23 protein-coding genes are annotated in these 21,620 nt (G+C 65.8%); 9 read left to right on the forward strand and 14 right to left on the reverse strand.

The window, feature by feature from the left end; translation table 11 throughout:
• From LH128_RS21265 to LH128_RS21280, 4 genes are all read left to right on the forward strand, one after another.
• Window positions 1-563, forward strand: a 563-nt coding sequence (locus LH128_RS21265) for a peroxidase family protein (protein WP_008831749.1), incomplete at its 5' end; no start/stop codon positions are given.
• A 200-nt stretch (window positions 564-763) separates the two neighbouring features.
• Window positions 764-961 (forward strand): hypothetical protein, encoded by a 198-nt coding sequence (locus LH128_RS21270; protein WP_008831750.1) that lies wholly within the window; start codon window positions 764-766, stop codon window positions 959-961.
• Window positions 962-1,284: 323 nt separating this feature from the next.
• Window positions 1,285-2,610 (forward strand): NupC/NupG family nucleoside CNT transporter, encoded by a 1,326-nt coding sequence (locus LH128_RS21275; protein WP_008831751.1) that lies wholly within the window; start codon window positions 1,285-1,287, stop codon window positions 2,608-2,610.
• 149 nt (window positions 2,611-2,759) lie between these two features.
• Window positions 2,760-3,539 (forward strand): SDR family NAD(P)-dependent oxidoreductase, encoded by a 780-nt coding sequence (locus LH128_RS21280; protein ID WP_008831752.1) that lies wholly within the window; start codon window positions 2,760-2,762, stop codon window positions 3,537-3,539.
• A gap of 6 nt (window positions 3,540-3,545) precedes the next feature.
• Here the strand turns inward: LH128_RS21280 and LH128_RS21285 are convergent, their stop codons facing one another.
• From LH128_RS21285 to LH128_RS21335, 11 genes are all read right to left on the reverse strand, one after another.
• The gene (locus LH128_RS21285; protein WP_008831753.1) at window positions 3,546-4,454 is read right to left on the reverse strand and encodes a DMT family transporter; all 909 of its coding nucleotides are present in this window, start codon (window positions 4,452-4,454) and stop codon (window positions 3,546-3,548) included.
• 129 nt (window positions 4,455-4,583) lie between these two features.
• Window positions 4,584-5,432: a S1/P1 nuclease gene (locus tag LH128_RS21290; RefSeq protein WP_008831754.1), complete on the reverse strand. Its 849-nt coding sequence runs from the start codon at window positions 5,430-5,432 to the stop codon at window positions 4,584-4,586.
• Window positions 5,432-6,097: a glutathione S-transferase family protein gene (locus tag LH128_RS21295; protein WP_008831755.1), complete on the reverse strand. Its 666-nt coding sequence runs from the start codon at window positions 6,095-6,097 to the stop codon at window positions 5,432-5,434. Before LH128_RS21295 ends, LH128_RS21290 begins: the two co-directional genes overlap by 1 nt.
• A 198-nt stretch (window positions 6,098-6,295) precedes the next feature.
• Window positions 6,296-7,297 (reverse strand): inorganic phosphate transporter, encoded by a 1,002-nt coding sequence (locus tag LH128_RS21300; protein WP_008831756.1) that lies wholly within the window; start codon window positions 7,295-7,297, stop codon window positions 6,296-6,298.
• Between the two features lie 10 nt (window positions 7,298-7,307).
• The gene (locus LH128_RS21305; RefSeq protein WP_008831757.1) at window positions 7,308-8,441 is read right to left on the reverse strand and encodes a DUF47 family protein; all 1,134 of its coding nucleotides are present in this window, start codon (window positions 8,439-8,441) and stop codon (window positions 7,308-7,310) included.
• Window positions 8,442-8,812: 371 nt separating this feature from the next.
• Window positions 8,813-9,442, reverse strand: a complete 630-nt coding sequence (yihA, locus tag LH128_RS21310; protein ID WP_008831758.1) for a ribosome biogenesis GTP-binding protein YihA/YsxC — start codon at window positions 9,440-9,442, stop codon at window positions 8,813-8,815.
• 23 nt (window positions 9,443-9,465) lie between these two features.
• Complete coding sequence (gene yidC, locus LH128_RS21315; protein WP_008831759.1) at window positions 9,466-11,229, reverse strand: membrane protein insertase YidC; 1,764 nt, start codon at window positions 11,227-11,229, stop codon at window positions 9,466-9,468.
• Between the two features lie 81 nt (window positions 11,230-11,310).
• Window positions 11,311-11,556, reverse strand: a complete 246-nt coding sequence (gene yidD / locus LH128_RS21320; protein WP_008831760.1) for a membrane protein insertion efficiency factor YidD — start codon at window positions 11,554-11,556, stop codon at window positions 11,311-11,313.
• A complete protein-coding gene (rnpA, locus tag LH128_RS21325; RefSeq protein ID WP_008831761.1) occupies window positions 11,553-11,942 on the reverse strand; it encodes a ribonuclease P protein component in 390 nt (129 codons plus the stop codon). The genes yidD and rnpA overlap by 4 nt, the downstream gene beginning before the upstream one ends.
• Window positions 11,943-12,075: 133 nt before the next feature.
• Entirely contained in the window at window positions 12,076-12,210 is a 135-nt protein-coding gene (gene rpmH / locus LH128_RS21330; protein WP_008831762.1) for a 50S ribosomal protein L34, read from the reverse strand.
• A 68-nt stretch (window positions 12,211-12,278) separates the two neighbouring features.
• Window positions 12,279-12,992 (reverse strand): alpha/beta hydrolase, encoded by a 714-nt coding sequence (locus LH128_RS21335; protein WP_309141545.1) that lies wholly within the window; start codon window positions 12,990-12,992, stop codon window positions 12,279-12,281.
• 191 nt (window positions 12,993-13,183) lie between these two features.
• On the opposite strand from LH128_RS21335, the gene LH128_RS21340 reads away from it, so the two are divergent.
• Window positions 13,184-14,692 carry a YifB family Mg chelatase-like AAA ATPase gene (locus tag LH128_RS21340; protein WP_008831764.1) on the forward strand — a complete coding sequence of 503 codons (1,509 nt, stop codon included), beginning with the start codon at window positions 13,184-13,186 and terminating at the stop codon, window positions 14,690-14,692.
• Between the two features lie 263 nt (window positions 14,693-14,955).
• Complete coding sequence (locus tag LH128_RS21345) at window positions 14,956-15,306, forward strand: hypothetical protein (RefSeq protein WP_036528122.1); 351 nt, start codon at window positions 14,956-14,958, stop codon at window positions 15,304-15,306.
• A 554-nt stretch (window positions 15,307-15,860) separates the two neighbouring features.
• Here LH128_RS21345 and LH128_RS21350 read toward each other — a convergent pair.
• Entirely contained in the window at window positions 15,861-16,637 is a 777-nt protein-coding gene (locus LH128_RS21350; RefSeq protein ID WP_008831766.1) for an esterase/lipase family protein, read from the reverse strand.
• A 21-nt stretch (window positions 16,638-16,658) separates the two neighbouring features.
• A complete protein-coding gene (locus LH128_RS21355; protein ID WP_236727414.1) occupies window positions 16,659-17,213 on the reverse strand; it encodes a DUF3617 domain-containing protein in 555 nt (184 codons plus the stop codon).
• Between the two features lie 116 nt (window positions 17,214-17,329).
• Between LH128_RS21355 and uvrB the strand changes: the two genes are divergently transcribed.
• The 3 genes from uvrB to LH128_RS21370 all read left to right on the forward strand — a co-directional run bounded on the left by uvrB (window position 17,330) and on the right by LH128_RS21370 (window position 20,328).
• On the forward strand, window positions 17,330-19,516 hold the full coding sequence (gene uvrB / locus LH128_RS21360; protein WP_008831768.1) for an excinuclease ABC subunit UvrB: 2,187 nt from the start codon (window positions 17,330-17,332) through the stop codon (window positions 19,514-19,516).
• A gap of 232 nt (window positions 19,517-19,748) precedes the next feature.
• Window positions 19,749-20,030, forward strand: coding sequence for a type II toxin-antitoxin system RelE/ParE family toxin (locus LH128_RS32395; protein ID WP_008831769.1), 282 nt, complete (start codon window positions 19,749-19,751; stop codon window positions 20,028-20,030).
• Window positions 19,996-20,328, forward strand: a complete 333-nt coding sequence (locus LH128_RS21370) for a HigA family addiction module antitoxin (protein ID WP_327195235.1) — start codon at window positions 19,996-19,998, stop codon at window positions 20,326-20,328. Before LH128_RS32395 ends, LH128_RS21370 begins: the two co-directional genes overlap by 35 nt.
• Before the next feature lie 12 nt (window positions 20,329-20,340).
• Here LH128_RS21370 and LH128_RS21375 read toward each other — a convergent pair whose 3' ends face one another.
• Window positions 20,341-21,603, reverse strand: a complete 1,263-nt coding sequence (locus tag LH128_RS21375; RefSeq protein WP_008831771.1) for an MFS transporter — start codon at window positions 21,601-21,603, stop codon at window positions 20,341-20,343.
• Window positions 21,604-21,620: the final 17 nt, after the last annotated feature.

Below are 21,620 nucleotides of genomic sequence, written 5' to 3' on the forward strand. Positions count from 1 at the left end.
GTGTCGAACAGGCGGCCAGCAAGGCGGGCTATCCGGTGAAGGTGCCCTTCGCGCCGGGCCGCGTCGATGCGGCGCAGGACCAGACCGACGTGGCATCGTTCGCGTACCTCGAACCCAAGGCCGACGGTTTCCGCAACTTCTACACGGCCGACTACCGGCTCGACCCGGCCGCCGCGCTGGTCGACAAGGCCGACGCCCTGAACCTGACGGTGCCGGAGATGACGGTGCTGGTGGGCGGCATGCGCGCGCTGGGCGCCAATGCCGGCAAGTCGAGCGCGGGGGTCTTCACCGCGACGCCGGGCAGTCTCGACAATGCCTTTTTCGTCAACCTGCTTTCGATGGACACGGTCTGGTCGAAGAGCGCGGCGCCGGGGCTCTATGACGGCAAGGACCGCAAGACCGGCAAGCTGCGCTGGACCGCGAGCCCGGTGGATCTGGCGTTCGGGTCGAACTCCGAACTGCGCGCGGTGTCGGAGGTCTACGCCTCGGACGATGCGAAGCAGAAGTTCGTGGACGACTTCGTGGCGGCGTGGGCGAAAGTGATGAACGCCGACCGGTTCTGACCCTAAATCCTCCCTGTCGCGAAGCGATGGGGAGGTGGCAGTCGCGCCGCGACTGACGGAGGGGGAACCCGCGCGCCTTCGCCCCCCCCCCCCCCCCCCCCCCCCGACTGCGTCGGCGGTCCCCCTCCCCATTGCTGCGCAACGGGGAGGATGCGGCGGGGTCATCGCTATCGTCTAGCCGCCGTGCTAGCCGCCTCGCCATGACCGAAGACGAAGACAATGCCCTCACCCGCCCCCAGAGCCGCCTGCTGCGCCGCCTCTACAACGGCCGCACCGAGCCGATCGTCGCCGACGGCAAACCGTTCCTGACCTACAAGGAGGCCAGTCGCTACCTCCTCTCGCTGGACGCCGAAGCGCGCGAAGCAGCCTATCTGGAGATGAAGCGGCAGGCCGGGTAACTTTCCTACAAGGGCGCCGCCGCGTACTCTTCCCGTCGCCCGTCCCCCGGCCACAAGGTTACACCCGATGCCCTGCAAGGTGACACATCGCTGCCCCAAGGTGACACTTTTCACGCACAAGGTGACACCCGCACTTACGCATTTGCGCCAATCACGCCCCTGCCCCGTCGCAAGGTGACACCTTCTTCGCCCTGGACAGTGTAAACCGTGTAAACCTGTCACCTTGCGGGACACCTGCCGCGAAACCCTCTAGCCCTGCGTCCCTCGCGCCTCTAGGGTCGGCGGCTGTTTCCCCCCTTCCTCTCCCGGAGCCAAGCGCCTCGATGCATGTCGCCTACAGCCTGATCGGCATCGTTCTCATCATGGCGGCAGCCTTCCTGCTCTCGACCGACCGCAAGGCGATCCGCCCGCGCGTCGTCTGCGCGGCCTTCGCGCTGCAGGCGGGCCTTGCCGCGCTGGTGCTCTACGTGCCGTTCGGCAACCGCATGCTGCGCGGCGCCGCCTCGGGCGTCGAGGGGCTGCTGAGCTACGCCCATGAAGGCGTGACCTTCCTGTTCGGCCCGCTCGCCTCGCCGGAAATCGGCGGCACCAGCTTCGCCATCGCGGCGCTGCCGGTGATCATCTTTTTCGCCTCGCTGATCTCGATCCTCTACTACCTGAAGATCATGCCGCTGGTGGTGCGCTGGCTGGGCGGCGCGCTGGAGAAGGTGACCGGGATCAGCAAGGTCGAAAGCCTTTGCGCGGCCTCCAACATCTTCGTGGGCCAGAGCGAGGCGCCGCTGGTGATCCGCCCCTACCTCGCCTCGCTGAACCCCTCGCAGCTGTTCTGCGTGATGACGGTGGGCCTGGCAGGCGTGGCGGGCACGATCCTGGCCGCCTATGCCTCGATGGGCATCCGCATCGACTACCTCGTCGCCGCCGCCTTCATGTCGGCACCGGGCGGCATCTTCATGGCCAAGATGATCATGCCCGATCCGCGGCCCGGCACCGTGTCGGACGCCGAGGTCCATGAGAGCACCCTGCCGCCTGCCGGTGCCGCCGCCGCCGCGATGAACCGCGCCGACGTCACCCATCTCCCCGGCGTCCACGTCGACGAGCCCGAAGCCGTCGAGCACGAGGAGGAAAAGCCCGCCAACATCATCATGGCCGCATCGCAGGGCGCGCAGACCGGCGTGAAGCTGGCGGTCGCGGTGGGCGCGATGGTTCTCGCATTCGTGGCGCTGATCGCGCTCGCCAACGGCTTCGTCGGCTGGGCGGCGGGGCTCTTCGGCTTCCAGGGGGTGACGTTCCAGTCGCTGCTGGGCTATATCTTCGCGCCGATCTTCTACCTGCTGGCGACCCCCGACTGGACCGAGGCGCTGCACGCAGGCGGCCTGTTCGGCACCAAGATCGTGCTCAACGAATTCGTCTCGTTCATCGAACTGGGCAAGGACGGCCTGCTTTCGCCCCGCACGGTAGCGGTGGTGACGTTCGCGCTGTGCGGCTTCGCCAACTTCTCCTCGATCGCGATCCAGATGGCCGTGACCGGCGGACTTGCCCCCAACCAGCGCCCGATCATCGCGAAGCTGGGCATCCGCGCGCTGGCGGCGGGCAGCCTGTCGAACCTGATGAGCGCGGCGCTGGCGGGGCTGTTCCTCACCGTCGCCTGAAGCATTTTCTAATCAGGTGGAAACACCTGATGACTCGGAAAATGCGATAAACAATTGACTTAGAGCGGTCCGTCCCGGCGATGTTGCCCCGGGGAAACTGGACACCGGCCTGAGGCTTGGGTCTTCTTTCCCCTTGAGAGGACCAGAGCATGACCGACCGATTCCGCGAGACTTACGGCCCCACCGCGCTGGTGACGGGCGCTTCCTCAGGGATCGGCCTCGCCTTCGCCGAGGAACTAGCCGACCGGGGCTTCCACCTCGTCCTCACCGCGCGCCGGACCGACCGGCTCGATGCGCTGGCGGAGCGGCTGGCGTCCTCGCACGGCACCCGGACCACCGTGCTCGGTGCGGACCTCGGTGACCCGGCGACTCCCGCGCGGATACTCGAGGCGACCGAGGGCACCGACATCGGCCTCGTCGTCAGCAATGCCGGCTTCAACATCAAGGGCGCGTTCGAGGCGCAGGACCCAGCCGCGATGGCGCGGATGCTCACCGTCAACTGCCACGCGCCGATGCAGCTGGCCCACGGACTGATCCCCCGCCTCAAGGCACGGGCGAGCGGAGGTCTGATCTTCACCGCCTCGGTCGAGGGCCTGATCGGCTGCCCGTACTCGGCCGCATACTCCGCCACCAAGGCACTGGTCGTGGCGCTGGGCGAGGCGCTCTGGGGAGAGATGCAGGGCACCGGCGTGGACGTGCTGACGCTCTGCCCGGGTGCTACCGAAACCGAGGCGACCGCCGGGATGGAGGGCATCGCCAACCTGCAAAGCCCGGCCGAAGTCGCGCGCCTAGCCCTCGACAACGTGCGCGAGGGACCGACCTTCGTGCCGCACGCGCATTACCGCACCATGTTCGATGCGCTCCGCGCCCGTCCCCGCCGCGAGGCACTGGCTGGCATGGCGGAAGGGATGCGCCAACGCCTCGGCTGAGCCGCCTCAGACGGAACGCCTGCGCATCAGTTCCGCAGCCGACAGCACGATCCCCGCGAGGATCAACGCCATGCCGAAGAAGTGGTAGCCTTCCAGCCGCTCGCCCAGCAGCAGCGCGGAGAGCAGTGCACCGAACAGCGGCATCAGCGTGATCGCCTGCCCGGCCCGCGCCGCGCCCAGTTGCACGGTAGCGGCGTTGTAGATGAAGTAGGCCAGCACCGACGGGAAAATGCCGACGTAGAGGAAGGCCGCAAGCACCTTCGGCCTCCAGGCGACTGTAAGCCCCTGCGCCGCTTCCCAAGCTGCCAGCGGCGCCATGACGACCGCGCCGATCAGGAAGACCATGAGCAGGAAGCTCGCCGGCGCGATCGGCGGCCGCTTACGCAAGAGCACGGTGTAGAGCCCCCATACCACGACGCCGCACAGCACCAGCGCATCGCCGATGCCAAGCCGCAATGTCGCGAGCGCGGATACGTCACCCCGGAACACGATGGCGACGACCCCGATGGTGGACAGTGCGACGCCCGCCTGGTGCAGCACCCCCGCCCGCGTTCCGAAGATCATGCGATCGAGCACCAGTACCAGAGCCGGAATCGACGCCTGCAGCAGCAGGGCATTGGCCGCGCTCGTATGATGAAGCCCGGAATAGACGAACGAATTGAAGCAGACGATGCCGAGGAATCCCAGCGCCGCGATCCAGCGCCATCCCGCGACTATCGCCGCGCGCTCGGCCCAGGCCTGCCGCGCCGCGAACGGCAGCAGGATCAGCACCGCGATGAGCCAGCGCCCGAACGCGAGCGTGAACGGCGGAATGTCGTCCCGCACCGCGCGGCCGGTGATCGAATTGCCAGCCCAGAACAGCATCACGAGGCCGAGCAGCAGAAAGGCCCGGGTGTGAGAGGGAGACTTGGACACGGCTGCTCCATTCGTCGTCCCGGACTTGATCCGGGACCGGTGGCTGTCTTTAGGCACAACCTCGCTGCCGGCGCCGCAAGATGGGCTGTTCACGGCCAGCGGTCCCGGATCAGGTCCGGGACGACGCCATTATGCCAGCGCCTTGTCGAGCATCTGTGCCAGACGCAGCCCCGCCCGCTCGATGCGTTCATCGACGATCGGAATCGTCTGTTCGATCGCAGCGTTGGTCCAGACGATCTTCTGCGACTCCTTGACGTCACAGGGTAGCTTGCCGCCGAACGCCAGCGGATAGAGCACGTCGCGGCTGATCTCGTAGCTCTCGCGGGTCCAGTCTTCCAGCGTGCCGGTCGCCAGCCGCGCCTTTTCGGCCGCGCTGTAGACGCGCACCAGCGGCCGACGGGCGGAGGTGATCGCGCGCTCGGCCAGCGTCGTGTCCCAGATCGAGTGCAGGTTGCGGCCCGGCGCGTCGCCGTAATCGGCCTTCACCGCGTTGCCGCCCTGGTCCTCGTTCTCGCCGATATGCAGCGGCTGGTGAATGTCGCCGACGAAGTGGACGAGGAAGACCAGCGCTTCGAGCCGCAGCACCGGCGCCAGCTTGTGGTTGGCCAGCAGCTTCTCGTCGCGCTCGATCTGCGCGGTGGCGCACATGCCGTCGCGGCACAGTTGCTTGAGGTCGAAAGTCCCGCAGACCGGCTGGTCGTGGTAGTGCCAAGAATTCTGGTGGGCCCAGCGCCAACGCTCGCCCTTGATGCAGTCGGGCCAGGTCGCAGCGTCCTCGATCGTGCGCATCGAGCACTTGGGCGTGTCCATCTCGCGCTCGTGGGCGAGCAGCTTGCGGATGGCGACGCGGGTGGCAGGGCGAACGTTGGCCATGGCGATGCCCGCCACGGTTCGGTGCCCCATCGCACCCCAGGCGAAGGCCGGGCTGGATACGATCGTCGCAAGCGCGGCGAGGAGAAGGAGAATTTTGCGCATCATCAGGCCACCGGGTGCTCGTACTGTTCGATGACCCAGTCCTCCGCCTCGGCGGCGGCGATCCAGGCCTGCATCCATTCGTGCTCCCACACCGCCTGCATGTAGGCCTGCGCGAAGCCGGGCACGCCGATGCCGTACGTCAGGAAGCGGCTGACGACGGGGGCGTAGAACACGTCCGCCGCGCCGAAGGTGCCGAACAGGAACGGACCGCCCTTGCCGAACCGCGCCCGCGCCTCGGCCCAGAGGGTGAGGATGCGCACGATGTCGGTGCGGGTCTCGTCCTCCAGCCCCGGCAGTTCGACGCGCGAGCGGATGTTCATCGGGCAATTGCGGCGCAGCGACAGGTAGCCGGAGTGCATCTCCGCCACCATCGATCGCGCCATGGCGCGGGCGGCGTCCTGCTTGGGCCAGAAGCGATCGCGGCCAACCTTGTCCGCAAGGTAGTCGGCGATGGCGAGCGAATCCCACACCACCGCCTCGCCATCCCACAGGATCGGCACTTTGCCGTGGCTGGGGGCAAGGTCGTCGGAGGACTTCTTGAAGGCTTCCCATTCCTCGCCGAACAGGGGGACGGTGATCTCGTCGAAATGCAGGCCCGACTGTTTGCAGGCAAGCCAGCCGCGCAGCGACCAGCTGGAATAGTTCTTGTTGCCGATGATGAGCTTCACGGGACGGCGTTCCTCGGGATGGCTGAACAAGCGGCCTAGTGGCTGGGGGGCGCTGTGTCGAGGTGAAGAAAAGGCCCACCCCCAGCCCCTCCCGCAAGCGGGAGGGGAGAAGATGCGCAAAGCCCTCCCGCATGCGGGAGGGCCGGAAGGCTTGGCAGCTTGCCTGCCTAGCCGGACGGGGTGGGTATCAGCCCGCCCTCAGAACGCCCGCGTGATCATGTAGAACAGCGCACCCACCGCCGCGCTGGCGGGGATGGTCACGAACCATGCCACGATGACCCGGCTCGCCACCGACCAGCGCACCGCACTCGACCGCCGCGCCGCGCCGGTGCCGACGATCGAGCCGGTGATGGCGTGCGTAGTCGAGACCGGAATGCCCAGCGCCGACGCCCCGAACACCACGATGGAGCCCGCCGTGGAAGCACAGAACCCCGAGTGGTGATTGAGCTTGGTCAGCTTGGAGCCCATCGTCTTGATGATCTTCCAACCGCCCGAAAGCGTGCCCAGCGAAATCGCCAGGTAGCACGACAGCACCACCCAGTGCGGCACATGGAAGCCCCCGGACATGTGCCCGGTCGAGTAGAGCAGCACGGCGATGATGCCCATCGTCTTCTGCGCATCGTTGCCGCCATGGCTGATCGAGTAGGCCGCGCTGGAGAGCAGGTGGAGGCTCTTGAAGATGCCGTTCGACTGGCGTGGGGACGTGCCCTTGAACAGCCAGCTGGTCAGCAGCATCAGCGCCATCGCGATGACGAAGCCGAGCACCGGGGAGACGAAGATCGCGGCGATGGTCTTCACCGTGCCCGAGCTTTCGACCACCGCGAAGCCGCCGTGCGCCATGCCGGCGCCCAGCAACCCGCCGATCAGCGCGTGGCTGGAACTGGAAGGGATGCCCTTGATCCAGGTCAGGACGTTCCAGAACATCGCCCCCACCAAGGCACCGAACACCACGGCCGGGGTGACGGCATCGACGTTGATGATGCCCTTGCCCACCGTCTCGGCGACGTGGAGGCCGACGAAGAAGTAGGCGAGGAAGTTGCCGGCGGCGGCGAACAGCACCGCGAAGACCGGCGAGAGCAGCCGCGTCGCCACCACCGTCGCGATGGCATTGGCGGCATCGTGCAGCCCGTTGAGGAAGTCGAACGCCAGCGCGAGCGCGACGAGGCCGATCAGCAGCGGCAGGGCAAGGCTGTGGTCCATGGTCGGGCCTTTACGAGTGGTCGATGACCAGCCCGTCGATCTCGTTCGCGAGGTCCTCGAAACGATCGACCACGCGCTCGAGGCGCTTGAACATCTCCTGCCGCACAAAGAAGTGCATCGGGTTGGTCAGGTCCGCCTTGAACAGGCGCTTGAGCCCGGCCGCGTGGATCTCGTCGGCGTGGCCTTCCATGCGCACGAGGCGCTCGGTCAGTTCGTGGAGGCGGTGGCCGTTGTCGCCGATCTTGCGCAGCAGCGGGATCGCCTCGGCGGTCAGGCGCGCGGCATCGACGATGATCGCGGCCATGTCGATCATCTCGGGCTCGAACTCGCTTACCTCGTAGAGATCACAGGCGTTCGCCGTCTGCTGCATCTCGTCGATGGCATCGTCCATCGTGTTGATGAGGCTGGTGATGGCCGAGCGATCAAACGGCGTCAGGAAGCTGCGACGCACCGTCTGCAGCACTTCGCGGGTGATGTCGTCGGCGTCGTGCTCGCGCTCGGCGATCTCGCGGATGTGCTGGGCGCGGCCCGGACCACCCTGCGCGAGGCGGGCGAGTGCATCGGCGCCCGCCACCAGCGTGGCGGCCTGCTTCTCGAACAGGTCGAAGAAGTTGCCCTGCTCGGGCAGCAGCTTCTGGAACCAGGCGAACATGGCATTGACCCCTGTCTTGCTTGCCACCGTGTCCACGGCTGCGCCCAGGAAGCGCGCGGGACTGGCGGCGGCGCGGAATTCACGTGCGCCGAAGGAACGTATGAGGGCGCGAAGGTCCTCTTCGTCGACCGCCCTAGCCGCTTCCTCCAGCGAGAACCAGCGCCGTTCGCGCTGGTGCTGCTCGTCCCATGTGGAAAGCTCGTCGGTGACCGCGAACGGATAGACATCGACGTCCGCCCATACCGAAGCGCCCGAATTGCGCTGCTTACGGTAGCGGTAGGAGCCCAGCGGCACTGGACAGGTCGCGCCCAGCACGCCTGCTTCCTCTTCCGCTTCCTTCGAGGCGGCGGCGTGCGGTTGCAGGCCCTTCATCAGCCCGCCCTTGGGAATCACCCAGCGACGAGTGCTGCGCGAAGTGATGAGCAGTATCTGGATGGGCGCGTCGACGGCGGGACCGACGGTGCGGTAAGGAAGAACGGCAATCTGGCGCATATGGGCGAGATTCCTTTCATCCCTCGACGCGTGAAGCTGCGCCCCATAGGGGACGGCGCGCCGTCATGCAAATGTCACAAACAGAGACACGGTCTCGATTGTGGACTCGAATGATGAAAGGATGATTTCCGCAACGCTACGCGGCCGGCGCTTGCGTCGTCCCGGACCTGATCCGGGACCGCTGGGTACTCTTGAGGCGATAGCTTGCGATGGGCCACTGCGGCGCTGCGCGACATGTCTAGGTCGAGCAGCTTTGCCAGCGATCACGGCATTCGCCGGGATGACGATTGGGCACTCCCCAATCCCACCCCGGACTTCCCAACCTCGCTCAGGCTGAGCTTGTCGAAGCCCCCGCCGCACGCGGAAGTGGTTCAGAGTTCCGAATCGCCCAGCACGGCAGCGCGCAGTTCCTCGATCCCGAGACCCTTTTCGGAACTGGTGACGTGGACCACCGGGAACGCGGCGGGATGCTTGCGCGCCTCGGCGATGGTGGCGGCGTGGACCGCTTCCAGTTCGCTGGCCTTGATCTTGTCCGCCTTGGTCAGGACGAGGCGATAGCCCACCGCCGCCTGATCCAGCATCTCCATCATGTCGAGATCGACCTGCTTCACGCCGTGGCGCGAATCGATCAGCACCAGCGTGCGCTTGAGTTCCACACGGCCACGCAGGTAGTCGCGCACCAGACGGCGCCAGGTCTCGACAACCTTGGGCGGCGCCTTGGCGAAGCCGTAGCCCGGCATGTCGACGAGGCGGAACTTGAGCGGTTCGGCCACGTCGAAAAAGTTCAGCTCCTGCGTGCGGCCCGGCGTCACCGAAGTACGCGCGATCGCCTTGCGGCCCACCAGTGCGTTCAGCAGCGAGGACTTGCCCACGTTCGACCGGCCCGCAAAGGCGATCTCCGGCGCATCGGGATCGGGCAGGAACTGGAGCGACGGTGCCGACTTCAGGAACGTCACCGGTCCCGAGAACAGCTTGCGCGCGCGCTCCGTCAGTTCTGCCATTTCTTCATTCACGCGATCATCACTCACTTTGTACGGGCCGCCGCGCGTGCCTTGTCGGCCGCGTCCTTCTCGGCTTGCGCCTTGAGCTGCGGATGGCGGCTGTAGAGGAACTTCTGCTGCGCGATGGTCAGGATGTTGGAGGTGATCCAGTAGACCAGCAGGCCCGAGGCGAAGGGCGCCATCACGAACATCATGAACCACGGCATCAGCTTGAACACCTGCTGCTGCGCCGGGTCCATCTGGGCCGGGTTGAGCTGGAACTGCAGGTACATCGTCGCGCCGAGCAGCAGGGCGAGCAGGCCGATCGCCAGGAAGCTGGGCGGATCGAACGGCAGCAGGCCAAACAGGTTCAGGATGTGCAGCGGATCCGGAGCCGAAAGGTCCTTGATCCACAGCACGAAGGGCTGGTGGCGCATCTCGATGGCCAGGATCAGCGTCTTATAGAGCGCGAAGAACACCGGGATCTGCAGGAACATCGGCAGACAGCCTGCGAGGGGATTGACCTTCTCCTGCTTGTAGAGGGCCATGATCTCCTGCTGCTGCTTCTGCTTGTCGTCCTTGTAGCGCTCCTGGATCGCCTTCATCTTCGGCTGGATCGCGCGCATCGCCGCCATCGAGGCGAACTGGCGCTGGGCGACCGGGAACATCATGCCGCGCACGATGAGGGTCAGCAGGATGATGGCGACGCCGAAGTTGCCGACAAGGCTGAACAGCTTGGTGAGCAGCCAGAAGATCGGCTTCTCGAACCAGCGGAACCAGCCCCAGTCGATCGCGAGGCCGAAGTTGGCGATGCCCTGCGCCTCGTAGGCGTCAAGCACCTTGTGCTCCTTGGCGCCCGCGAAGATCTTGGTCGTCACGCTCTGGCGCGTGCGCGGCTGGATCACTGCCTGATCGTATACCACGTCGGCGCGGAAGATCTGGTTGCCGAGCGAACGGAACGTGCTCTCCGCCTTCGCGCCCACGGGAATGAGGGCCGACATCCAGTAGATGTCGGTGAAGCCGATCCAGTCGGTGCGGCCCGCTTCGTTGACGGTGCCGGCTTCGGCCACGTCCTTGTAGTTGGTGCCGAAGGTCACCGAACCGTCGAAGGCGCCGATCGGCCCCGAATGGACGTTCCAGGTATCGAGGCTTGCGGTCTTCTCGGTGCGGTTGACAAGCGCGAAGGGCTTGACCGAAACCGCGCCGCCGCCCGCGTTCTCGACGGTCTGCTGCGCGGTGATCATGTAGTTCTGGTCGATCGAGTACGTGATCGCGAAGCGCTGGCCGGTGGGGTTCGCCCAAGTCAGGGTCACCGGGGTGGTCGGGGTCAGCGTGGCGTTCGCGGGCGCGGTCCAGACGGTCGAGGCAGTCGGCGCGGCGACGCCGCCCTCACCCAGCCAGCCGACCTGTGCAAACTGCTGCGCGGGAGTCCCCGCGGGCGAGAAGATGCGGACCGGGCCGGAATTCTTCTCGACCGTCTCGCGGTGGCGATTGATCACGAGGTCGTCGACGATCGCACCGGTCAGGTTGATCGAGCCCGAGAGGCCGGGCGCGGAAATCTTCACGCGGCCCGGAGCAGCCAGCTCGGTCTTGAGGTCGGTAGCTTCCAGCGTGCGGTCGGCGGCATCCATCAGGCCACCTTCGCGCGTCGGCTTGGTGGGACTGGAGGCGTTCTTGGCGCCGCCGGACTCGACGATCTGCGTCGGGGTCTTGGCCTGCGGATAGAAATAGCCGACCCCGGCCTCCCAGCCGAAGAGCACGAGCGCGGTCAGTACGACCGCAAGGATGATGTTACGCTGGTTTTCCACGAAAGCCTGTTTCCTGCCCGTATCTTCGTCTCGGCGGCGGCCATGTGGGGCCGCCGGCATCACTTCGCCAGTATCTAAGGTTCAGTCCGGCACGGGATCGTGCCCGTGCCCACCCCAAGGATTGCAGCGCAATAGACGCCACAGCGCCAGCAATCCACCCTTGATCGCACCATGCTTGCGAACCGCGATAATCGCGTACTGCGAACAGGAGGGAGAGTAGCGGCAGGTGGGCGGCATGATCGCCGAAGGACCGAGTTGCCACAATCGCGCAACACCGATGATCGCCAGCCCCGGAAGCGAGACGAGGAAGGCGAGAATCTTGGTCATTTGCGAGGACCGCGCCTGCGATTCGGCTGGCGAGGGGCGTCCCCCTTGCCGTCCCGCGCCCGTCCCAGCGCGGCGACGAGTTCGACGCGCAGCTTTTCGAAGTCGCGCTCGACCCCGCCTTCGCGGCCGATCAGGACGTGGTCGGTGTCAGCCAAGCCATGCTCGGGGAGCAGTTCGCGCAGCAAGGCGCGGAAACGCCGTTTCATGCGGTTGCGCACGACGGCATTGCCGATCTTCTTGGTCACCGTGATCCCGGCGCGCCGTCCCAGCCCGTCATTGCGGTTGGCCAGCAGCACGAAACCGGGACGCGCGACTCGCAGGCCGCGATTGGCGGCGAGAAAGTCCGAACGACGGCTCAGGACCGTGTAGGCGTCAGCCTGCTTCATGACAGCTCGAACGTCGGGACATGGCGATTCGCGCCAAAACAAAACGGCGCCAGCCCATGCCCTCGCGCAAGGCGAGAGCGTGGGCTGGCGCCGCTTATGGCAGGAGCTTTGCGCCCCTGCCGATCCCGGCGGATTAGGCCGAGAGCTTGGCGCGGCCGCGAGCGCGACGCGCGCGCAGAACCTTGCGGCCACCGACGGTCGCGGTGCGGGCACGGAAGCCGTGACGACGGGCGCGAACAAGGTTGCTCGGCTGGAAAGTGCGCTTCATGTCAGTCCTCGAAAATCTAACAAAAAGGGCCGCCCAAACCGGACGACCATGGAAATCGTTGGCCGCCGTTACTGGAACGACGGGATTGAGTCAACAACAGCCGCAAGCTGGACGAACTGAAAACGCGGGCTCACGTCCACTTTCACCTCGTCGAGTTGCACCCATGCACTCATCTCTCCCGCATCGAGCCAGCGCGCCGAAGCGAAGGGCACCGAATTGGTCATGGCATAGAACGCCTGCGCCTCGGCCGCATTCATGCCCATGGCGCGGTAGTAGTCGATGTAGCGGCGATTCTCGGGGGCATTGGCGGCATAGTCCGAGGGCTCGAGCCCGGTGTCGTCCTGCCAGGAATGCACCGCGAACTCGGAGCCTGGATCGGCGTAGCGCCGTGCGCCCGCCAGGAACAGTTCTACCCCGCCCGAACGCACCGACCCTCCCGCCGGAACATGGGTGACGATGCCGCTGCGGCGAATCATCTGGCCGACCTGCAGGTTGGCGAGGTCGTCTTCGGTGCCGGGGCAGTCGATCATCTCGATCGTGGCAATTCCGGGATGGTCGCGCAGCATCGCGGTGAACTGCCCGGGCGTGCGCGCGTCGGTGACATCGACCAGCGCCGCCCGGCCCTCGTCCAGCACGCGGAACGGACCGTAGGCCGGACCTTGCGGAATCGCAGGCGCTTCGATCGCGGTAGTGAAAAGGGTGCGCTCGCCCCCGGTAACGACGGAATCGGTGACCTCGTCGACAGTCTCGTACTCGATCACCTGCGCCGACAGGGGGGACACGGCGAAAAGGGCGACCAGAGCAAGACTTGCGGAAAGCGAGCGCATCACAAGTCTATGCCGGGAACACCCTTACCCTCTTCTTCACGGGTCCGGTTAAAGTGCTGTAAGGTATATTTTTGAACATGGCGCCGCGGCGAGCTGGCCTTACTAGACGAGGTCTTCTTCGCAATTCTTGCAGAAAGGCCCTTCCCTTGGTCGCCATCGTCTCGACCGTCGCGTACCTCGGGCTCGAGGCGCGTGCCGTCGAGGTCCAGTGCCAGATCGCGCCGGGCATGCCGGGCTTCACGCTCGTCGGCCTGCCCGACAAGGCGGTGCGCGAAAGCACCCAGCGGGTGAGCGCAGCGCTGACGGCGATGGGGTTGGCGCTGCCGCCCAAGCGGATCATCGTCAACCTCTCCCCCGCCGACCTGCCCAAGGAAGGCTCGCACTTCGACCTGCCGGTAGCGCTGGCGCTGCTGGCGGCGATGGGCGTGGTCGATGCCGAGCAACTGGGCGATTTCGTGGCGGTGGGCGAACTCGCGCTCGATGGCCGGGTGATCCCCTCTCCCGGCGTATTGCTGGCGGCGATCCACGCCAGCGAGCACGAGAAGGGCCTGATCTGCCCGGCCTCGCAAGGCTCGGAAGCGCGCTGGGCCAGCGGGGTGCCGGTCGTCGCGGCGCCCAACCTCATCAGCCTGCTCAACCACTTGCGCGGCATCCAAGTGCTGCAGACGCCACCGCTGGGCGAGGTCGAAACGCGGGCAGGCGGCCCCGATCTCCGGCAGGTCAAGGGACAGGAAACCGCCCGCCGCGCACTAGAGATCGCGGCTGCGGGCGCGCACAACCTGTTGATGGTCGGGCCACCGGGTGCGGGCAAGTCGCTGCTCGCATCGTGCCTGCCCGGCGTCTTGCCCGAACTCACCCCGGCCGAAGCGCTGGAGGTATCGATGGTCGCCTCGGTAGCGGGCACGCTGGAGGGCGGGCGGATCAGCCGTGCCCGGCCGTTTCGCGCGCCGCATCACTCCGCCTCGATCGCCGCTCTGACCGGTGGCGGGATCAAGGTGCGGCCGGGTGAAGTTTCGATGGCGCACCTCGGCGTCCTGTTCCTCGACGAACTGCCCGAATTTCAGCGGCAGGCCCTCGATTCGCTGCGCCAGCCGCTGGAAAGCGGCGAAGTCACCGTCGCTCGCGCCAATGCCCATCTCACGTATCCCGCACGAGTCCAGTTGATCGCGGCGATGAACCCATGCCGGTGCGGCTACATGGGCGACCCCGCCCTTGCCTGCAGCCGCGCGCCGCGCTGCGGGGCGGATTACCAGAGCAAGGTTTCCGGGCCGCTGCTCGACCGGATCGATCTTCACGTCGAGGTAGATCCCGTCCGCGCCGTCGATCTCGCCCTCCCGCCACCAAGCGAAGGCAGCGTGCAGGTCGCCGCCCGGGTGGCTCAGGCGCGCGAGATTCAGGCGGAGCGACTGAACGGCACCAAGGCGCGCACCAATGCCGAACTCGACGGCGACCTGCTGGAAGCCCACGCCACCCCGGACGAGGCCGGACGCCGCCTGCTGATGCAGGCCGCCGAAACGATGCGCCTCTCCGCGCGCGGCTACACCCGCATCCTGCGCACCAGCCGCACGATCGCCGATCTGGCGGGGGCGGGTCAGGTCACCCGCATTCATCTCGCCGAGGCGCTGAGCTATCGCCGCCGTGCTCCGGTGGGGTGAGAGCCCGCGCAAGGTAACAGGGTTTACACGGTTGACACGGTCCAGAGAGAAAAGGTGTCACCTTAGAGCCGCAAGGTGACACATTTTGCGTGCGATGTGTCACCTTGTGCGAGTGAGGTGTCACCTTGCGGTGTAACCTTGTGGTGGGAGTTGAGCGACGGACGGTCATGAGCGCAGTGTATCGGAGTGCCCGTTGTGTAGGAAAGCCGACCTTCGGCAAGCGCCCCATAGCCGACATAGATTTGTGCGGTTAAACACTAGGCATGAGCCTCAACGCTATCGAGATAGAGCAATGTCGCGCCCAGATTGGCGCAACGGCAAGAGCAATGCTTTCGGGAGAATGCTCATATATCGTAGGTGCTCGGGCTATCTGTGGTTTGTTTCAGAGCGCCCGGGTCGATGGATTTGCTGAGCCGTTTCTGAGATTTGTCGTGATAAACAGCGAAACCGACGCCGTGCCGGTTGGCACTGCCATCACTCGGTGGCACCCCGACGCCAAATTAAAGCATCAAGCGGACTGGGACGAGGCAGAAAGCTATGCGAAGGCTGTCGGTGAGAAGGCCTGCCATGACGTGGTATTATGGGTAGACCTGCACCCGACGTACGGCAGCTAGCCACTCTATCACGCTGGAATCCGGATGAACCGTAAGCTCCCCATAGCAGACGGTAGCTCGGATGGATAAGGTGGGCTTCACACTGAAAAAGATGCCACCCGATGCGCTTGCCGATCCGAAACTATCTTGAGACGTCACTCACGATTTTTATCGAACCAATCTGCGACCAATATGAAGTCCCTCCCGGTGGGGAAGCCGTTGTCACCCTTGACGATGGACACCCTCATTCCATCGATGTGCACCCAGACAATTGGGTGTCGATATGGAACGAGGGAGATAGCTGGCCGATTGTTGAAATATTCGACAAGCACCAATTTTCGGTTCCGCCAAAGGCTTCGTAAACGCAACGTTGAACGGCAGAAATCCACCCAAATCCGTCATTCAAACACCATCGTCATCCCAGCGAAAGCTGGGACCGCTATGACCATGATGTGCACTCTCGGCAGAGCTGCGGTAGCTTTTTCCCAATCTAGCCGAGAGGTCGCGACAGGACGAGAGCGGTCCCGGCCTTGCCGGGATGGCGGTCTGATTTTTGCAATGGCAGTTCGCCGCCCCTACTCCCGCACATCCAGTTGCCGCAGGACTTCGGCCACTACCTTGGGCGAACTCGAAAAGTCGAGGTGACTGCAGCGGATCGCCACCGCACGATCGCGCTCGTGCGGCCAGCCCGCAGCGGCGCGGGGCTGGATGATGCCGTCGCGCGGGCTCCATAGGGCGATCGTCGGTACGGCGGGTTTCTCCGAGAAATCGCAGTCGATCGGCGGGCTGTCCACCGAATGGCCGGTCACCACCTGATAGGCCTTCCACGCATTGTTGGCCCGCGGATCGCCCGAAAAGGGCGTGCCCATGGTAATGACCTTGGCCACCAGATGCGGCTCGCGCCGGGCGATCTCGCGCGCGAAGAGGCCGCCGAGCGACCAGCCGACCAGCGCCACCGGGTGCCAGTTCTCCCGCGCGATGATCGCCACCCGGCGCATGAGGTAGGAGAAATTGCGCTCGTTCGGCCCGAGGTTGAGGCCCAGGCCCCACTGGTGGACATGGTGCCCCGCGGCGGAGAGCGCGTCGGCCATCGGCTTCATCCGCTTGGGATGCGCGCCGAAGCCGGGCAGCAGCATGACCGGCATCGGGCTGACTGCCGGCTGCACCCGCTGCCCCGTGAACCGCACCTTGTGGCCGCCCCGATAGAGCGAGCGCAGTTCCGCCCACAGCAGTTCGAGCGGCGGCTTGCCGACCCCCTCGGGGTGCTGCTCGCGCGCGAAGGCGGCGCGCCGCGCGATCGCGGCGCGCAGGGATCCTGCGAAGCGTTCCTGTTCCTCGTTCAGCGGATCCATCGCTCTCTTCGCGTTACCCCATCATGTCTTGCAGTCGCCGAGGCGAGTGGTGGTCAGGTGAATCGTCATCTTCATTGAACCCGTGGGCGCAGGTCCGCCGGTGGTATCCATGTCGACCGTGACATCTGAACCATCGCGCCTGACCGTGCCATTAAGCGTCATCGTCGATTTGCCATCACCGGCGGACTGGCAATCCATCTGGGCATCGAGCCTGCCGCCATCAACGTCGAACTTCGAATAGGAGCACTCGTTCCCCTTGCCCACACCCCTGAACATGTCGCGATAGCCTTTTTCGGCGTCCGCCCTGGTCAGGCAGATGGTGCTTTCCTGCTTGGCCGCCATCATCGACTTCATCTGTTCGGCGGCTTCCTTCGGCATGCCCGGCACTTCGAGACGGGTGATCTCCACCGTCTGCCGATACTGGCCCGGCTGCGGAGTATCGAGCTTGGCCGCCTCGTGCTTCACCTCCTCCGCCGACTTCGGTGCACCGCCGCTCCCGGCCTGCTCGCCGTCGTCCTTCGATCCGCAGCCGCCCAGAACCAGCGCGCCCGTCATCATGCTCAGCGCCGCGATCATGATCCTGCCCTTCATGGCCTTCTCCTCTCCCTGAGATGCACCGAGGGCTATCACCGCCCTGCCCCAACGCCAACGCCCTGTTGCCGCGGGAACGGATATACCCCATATGTTCCGCCATGGCAGAGATCATCATCCGGCGCGGCCTCGAAGAACCCGATACTTCGGAGAACTTCGTCCCCCACAAACCGCAGCGGCCCGAGAAATCGATGCCGGGCAAGCCGTTCAAGATCGTCTCGGACTATGCCCCGGCGGGCGACCAGCCGACCGCCATCGCCGAACTCGTCGCCAGCGCGGCCGACGGCGAGAAGACGCAGGTGCTGCTGGGCGTCACCGGCTCGGGCAAGACCTTCACGATGGCCAAGGTGATCGAGGAACTGCAGCGTCCCGCGCTGATCCTCGCCCCCAACAAGATCCTAGCGGCCCAGCTCTACGGCGAGTTCAAGGACTTCTTCCCGGACAACGCGGTCGAATATTTCGTCTCCTACTACGACTACTACCAGCCCGAGGCCTACGTGCCCCGGTCGGACACCTACATCGAGAAGGAAAGCTCGGTGAACGAGGCGATCGACCGGATGCGCCACTCGGCCACCCGCGCGCTGCTGGAGCGCGACGACGTCATCATCGTCGCCTCGGTGTCGTGCCTCTATGGCATCGGTTCGGTCGAGACGTACTCGGCGATGATCTTCGACCTCGTCACCGGCAAGGCGCAGGACCAGACCGAGATCATCCGCAAGCTCGTCGCCCTGCAGTACAAGCGCAACGACGTGGCGTTTGCGCGCGGCAACTTCCGCGTGCGCGGCGACAATCTGGAGCTGTTCCCCAGCCACCTTGAGGACGTGGCCTGGCGCATCAGCTTCTTCGGCGACGAGATCGAGGAGATCGCCGAATTCGATCCCCTCACCGGCAAGAAGGGCGCGGTGCTGGAAAAGGTGCGCGTCTATGCGAACTCGCACTACGTCACGCCCGGGCCGACGATGCGGCAGGCGAGCGAGGCGATCCGGTTCGAGCTGACCGAGCGGCTCAAGGAACTGGAGGCCGAGGGCAAGCTGCTGGAAGCCCAGCGGCTTGAACAGCGCACCAACTTCGACCTGGAGATGATCGCCGCCACCGGATCGTGCAACGGCATCGAGAACTACAGCCGCTTCCTGACCGGGCGCATCCCCGGCGAGCCGCCGCCGACCCTGTTCGAGTACCTGCCGGACAACGCCCTGCTGTTCGTCGACGAAAGCCACCAGACGGTGCCGCAGATCGGCGCCATGTCCAAGGGCGACCACCGCCGCAAGATCACGCTGGCCGAATACGGGTTCCGCCTGCCCAGTTGCATCGACAACCGCCCGCTGCGCTTCAACGAGTGGGACGCGATGCGCCCGCAGACCTTCGCGGTTTCCGCCACCCCCGGCCACTGGGAGATGGACCAGACCGGCGGCGTCTTCGCCGAGCAGGTCATCCGTCCGACCGGCCTGATCGACCCGCCGGTGGAAATCCGCCCGGTGGAGGATCAGGTGCAGGACTGCATCGCCCAGTGCAAGGAAGTGGCCGCCAAGGGCTACCGCACCCTCGTCACCACCCTCACCAAGCGCATGGCCGAAGATCTGACCGAGTTCATGCACGAACAGGGCGTGCGCGTGCGCTACATGCATAGCGACGTCGAGACGCTGGAGCGCATCGAACTGATCCGGGACTTGCGCATGGGCGTCTACGACGTGCTGATCGGTATCAACCTGCTGCGCGAGGGGCTCGACATTCCCGAATGCGGCCTCGTCTGCATCCTCGATGCGGACAAGGAAGGGTTCCTGCGCAGCGAAACCTCGCTGATCCAGACCATCGGCCGCGCCGCGCGCAACGTGGACGGGCGGGTGATCCTCTATGCCGACCGGATAACCGGTTCGATGGAACGCGCGATGGCCGAAACCGACCGCCGCCGTGCCCGGCAAGAGCAGTTCAACCTCGAAAACGGCATCACCCCGCAGACGATCAAGCGCCGCATCGCCGACATCGTGGCGGATACCGCCAGCCGCGACGGCGTCATCGTGGACCTTGAGGACGACAGCACCAACAACCTCGTCGGCCACAACTTGCGTGCCTACATCGAGGACCTCGAAAAGCGCATGCGCGCGGCAGCGGCAGACCTCGAGTTCGAGGAGGCCGGCAGGCTGCGCGACGAGATCAGGCGGCTCGAGCAGAGCGAGCTTGGCTTGCCGGAGGCGGAACATAAGGCGCCGAGGGTGGGACGTTCTAACGAGGGCAAGCCGGGCACGCGAAAGATGCGGTACGGGAAGACGCAGCGGAAGTTCGGGAAGTAGTTGCTTCGTCGAAGCGGAAGAACCTCACACATTCTCCGTCATTCCCGCGCAGGCGGGGATCCATCTGACATGGGCGCGACAGGCGCCTTCAGGAGATGGGTGCCGGTTTTCGCGGGAATGACGAAGCGCGGTCCGTGCCACTGCGATAGCATTTCAGGGATTACAAATAGCTCGCGATTCAACAACGAGCTAACCAGCATTATCACGCCACCAGCGCGGTAATGAGTTTCCGATGATCGCCAGCTTCCACGACCGGTCGACTGAAAGCATATGGCAAGGCAAATGCAGCCGCGCCCTGCCCGCCGATATTCAAAGCCGTGCCCTCACCAAGCTGCGCCTGATCGACGCTGCCGAAACGCTCGAAGACTTGCGCAACCCGCCCGGCAATCACCTCGAAGCGCTCACCAAAGACCGCGCTGGTCAACATTCCATTCGCATTAATCGGCAATGGCGCATATGTTTCGTCTGGAAGGATGGACATGCCCACGATGTCGAAATCGTCGATTACCACTGATGCCGACACCGACTGGCTGCCCAATCCGCACGCCGGTGAAATGCTGCTGACCGAGTTCATGGAACCGCTCGAAATTGCCGCCGAAGACCTTGCCGCCGCCATCGAAATCCAGCCCGCCCGCCTCGACGCTCTGATCGACGGCTCTACCCGCATAGACGGCGAACTCGACCTGCGGCTGACCCGCTATTTCCGCATGTCCGAAGGCTTCTTCCTGCGCCTGCAGGACCAGTACGAACTGCGCGCCGCCAAGCGCCGTCTCGATGGCGAGCTTGAGCGCATAACGCCCCGCGCCGCCTGACCCCGCCCGGACTTATCGGGGCCGCGTCTCCGGCAGCCTGAGCAGCACCGGCAGCACGCAGATCGCCACCACCGCGATCATCACCCCCGGCACGCTCGATAATGCGGTGCGCTCGGTCAACAGCTGTGCGAGCCACGGCGTCAGGCCGCCGAACAGCGCGGTTGCTGTGGTCGCGCCCAGCGCAAGGCCGCTGAGGCGACCTTCGGCGGGGACCTGCTCGGCCGTCGCCACCGCGCCGACGGCGCTCACCCCGCCCGCCAGCATCGCCAGCAGCACCGCGCCTGCAAGGGCGGCGCCATCGGAAGCGCCGTCCAGCAGGCGGAACAGCGCATAAGGCAACGCTGCCGAAAGCACCGCCAGTCCCACCAGCACCGGGCGGCGCCCGACACGGTCCGACAGGAGGCCGACAAAGGGCGTCACCACGATCACCGCCAGCGCCGCGATCGTCGCGAGTTGCAGCGCCTCGGCCTCGGTCAGGCTGCCGGAGGAGGTCAGGTAGATCGGCACATAGGTGATCCCGACGTAGTACGTGATCGAGCCCAGCGCCGAGATCGCGAAGCCGCGCAGCACGCCGGGGCGATAGCGCGAGAGAGCCTCGCCCAGCGGGTTCTTCGCCAGCGCCCCTGCCGCCTGCAGCTCGGCGAATTCAGGCGATTCGTCCATCGCCGCGCGGGCGAGCAGGATCACGCCTGCCAACGCCGCGCCGAACAGGAACGGAATGCGCCAGCCCCAGCCATCGAGCACCGGCGTCGGCATCAGGCTGACCACCAGCGCGGAAATGCCCGCCGCGAGCAGGCCGCCGATCTCGCTGGTCGCCGCCGCCAGCGAGGTGACGAAGCCCCGCCGATGGCGCGGCGCGCCTTCGAGAAGATAGGCGACGACGCCGGTATACTCGCCGCCCACCGCAAAGCCCATCACGCAGCGCAAGGCCAGCAGCAAGACGCCCGCCAGCGACCCGACCTGCGCGGCCGTCGGCAGCAACGCGGTCGCCAGCATCGCCGCCGTCATCAGCGTCATCGAGGCCAGCAGCGTCGCGCGGCGCCCGTGGCGATCGCCGAAGTGGCCGAACACCATCGCCCCGACCGGCCGCATCAGATAGGCCATGGCAAAGCCCAGCAGCGCCGTCAGCACCGCGCCTTCGCCAAGGAAGAACACCCGCGACAGCACCGTCGCCAAGTAGAGGTACAGCGTGAAGTCGTACCACTCCACCACGGTGGACAGCGCCGCGAGGGCAAGCGATCGGCGGTCGAGCGAGGCATGCGAGGTCAACGACATGATCTCACAACGCCTTT

Source organism: Sphingomonas sp. LH128, from assembly GCF_000293195.2.
Classification (GTDB): Bacteria; Pseudomonadota; Alphaproteobacteria; order Sphingomonadales; family Sphingomonadaceae; genus Novosphingobium; species Novosphingobium resinovorum_A.

Excerpts from the sequence above, each read along its gene's own strand:
- LH128_RS21375 (WP_008831771.1), bottom strand. The coding sequence starts at position 21,603 with ATGTCGTTGACCTCGCATGCCTCGCTCGACCGCCGATCGCTTGCCCTC.
- LH128_RS21370 (WP_327195235.1), top strand. The coding sequence starts at position 19,996 with ATGCCCACGATGTCGAAATCGTCGATTACCACTGATGCCGACACCGAC.
- LH128_RS21345 (WP_036528122.1), top strand. The coding sequence starts at position 14,956 with ATGAGCCTCAACGCTATCGAGATAGAGCAATGTCGCGCCCAGATTGGC.
- LH128_RS21275 (WP_008831751.1), top strand. The coding sequence starts at position 1,285 with ATGCATGTCGCCTACAGCCTGATCGGCATCGTTCTCATCATGGCGGCA.
- rpmH (WP_008831762.1), bottom strand. The coding sequence starts at position 12,210 with ATGAAGCGCACTTTCCAGCCGAGCAACCTTGTTCGCGCCCGTCGTCAC.
- rnpA (WP_008831761.1), bottom strand. The coding sequence starts at position 11,942 with ATGAAGCAGGCTGACGCCTACACGGTCCTGAGCCGTCGTTCGGACTTT.
- LH128_RS21290 (WP_008831754.1), bottom strand. The coding sequence starts at position 5,432 with ATGATGCGCAAAATTCTCCTTCTCCTCGCCGCGCTTGCGACGATCGTA.
- LH128_RS21355 (WP_236727414.1), bottom strand. The coding sequence starts at position 17,213 with ATGATCGCGGCGCTGAGCATGATGACGGGCGCGCTGGTTCTGGGCGGC.
- LH128_RS21350 (WP_008831766.1), bottom strand. The coding sequence starts at position 16,637 with ATGGATCCGCTGAACGAGGAACAGGAACGCTTCGCAGGATCCCTGCGC.
- yihA (WP_008831758.1), bottom strand. The coding sequence starts at position 9,442 with ATGGCAGAACTGACGGAGCGCGCGCGCAAGCTGTTCTCGGGACCGGTG.
- LH128_RS21300 (WP_008831756.1), bottom strand. The coding sequence starts at position 7,297 with ATGGACCACAGCCTTGCCCTGCCGCTGCTGATCGGCCTCGTCGCGCTC.
- LH128_RS32395 (WP_008831769.1), top strand. The coding sequence starts at position 19,749 with ATGATCGCCAGCTTCCACGACCGGTCGACTGAAAGCATATGGCAAGGC.
- LH128_RS21270 (WP_008831750.1), top strand. The coding sequence starts at position 764 with ATGACCGAAGACGAAGACAATGCCCTCACCCGCCCCCAGAGCCGCCTG.
- LH128_RS21305 (WP_008831757.1), bottom strand. The coding sequence starts at position 8,441 with ATGCGCCAGATTGCCGTTCTTCCTTACCGCACCGTCGGTCCCGCCGTC.
- LH128_RS21280 (WP_008831752.1), top strand. The coding sequence starts at position 2,760 with ATGACCGACCGATTCCGCGAGACTTACGGCCCCACCGCGCTGGTGACG.
- yidD (WP_008831760.1), bottom strand. The coding sequence starts at position 11,556 with ATGACCAAGATTCTCGCCTTCCTCGTCTCGCTTCCGGGGCTGGCGATC.
- uvrB (WP_008831768.1), top strand. The coding sequence starts at position 17,330 with ATGGCAGAGATCATCATCCGGCGCGGCCTCGAAGAACCCGATACTTCG.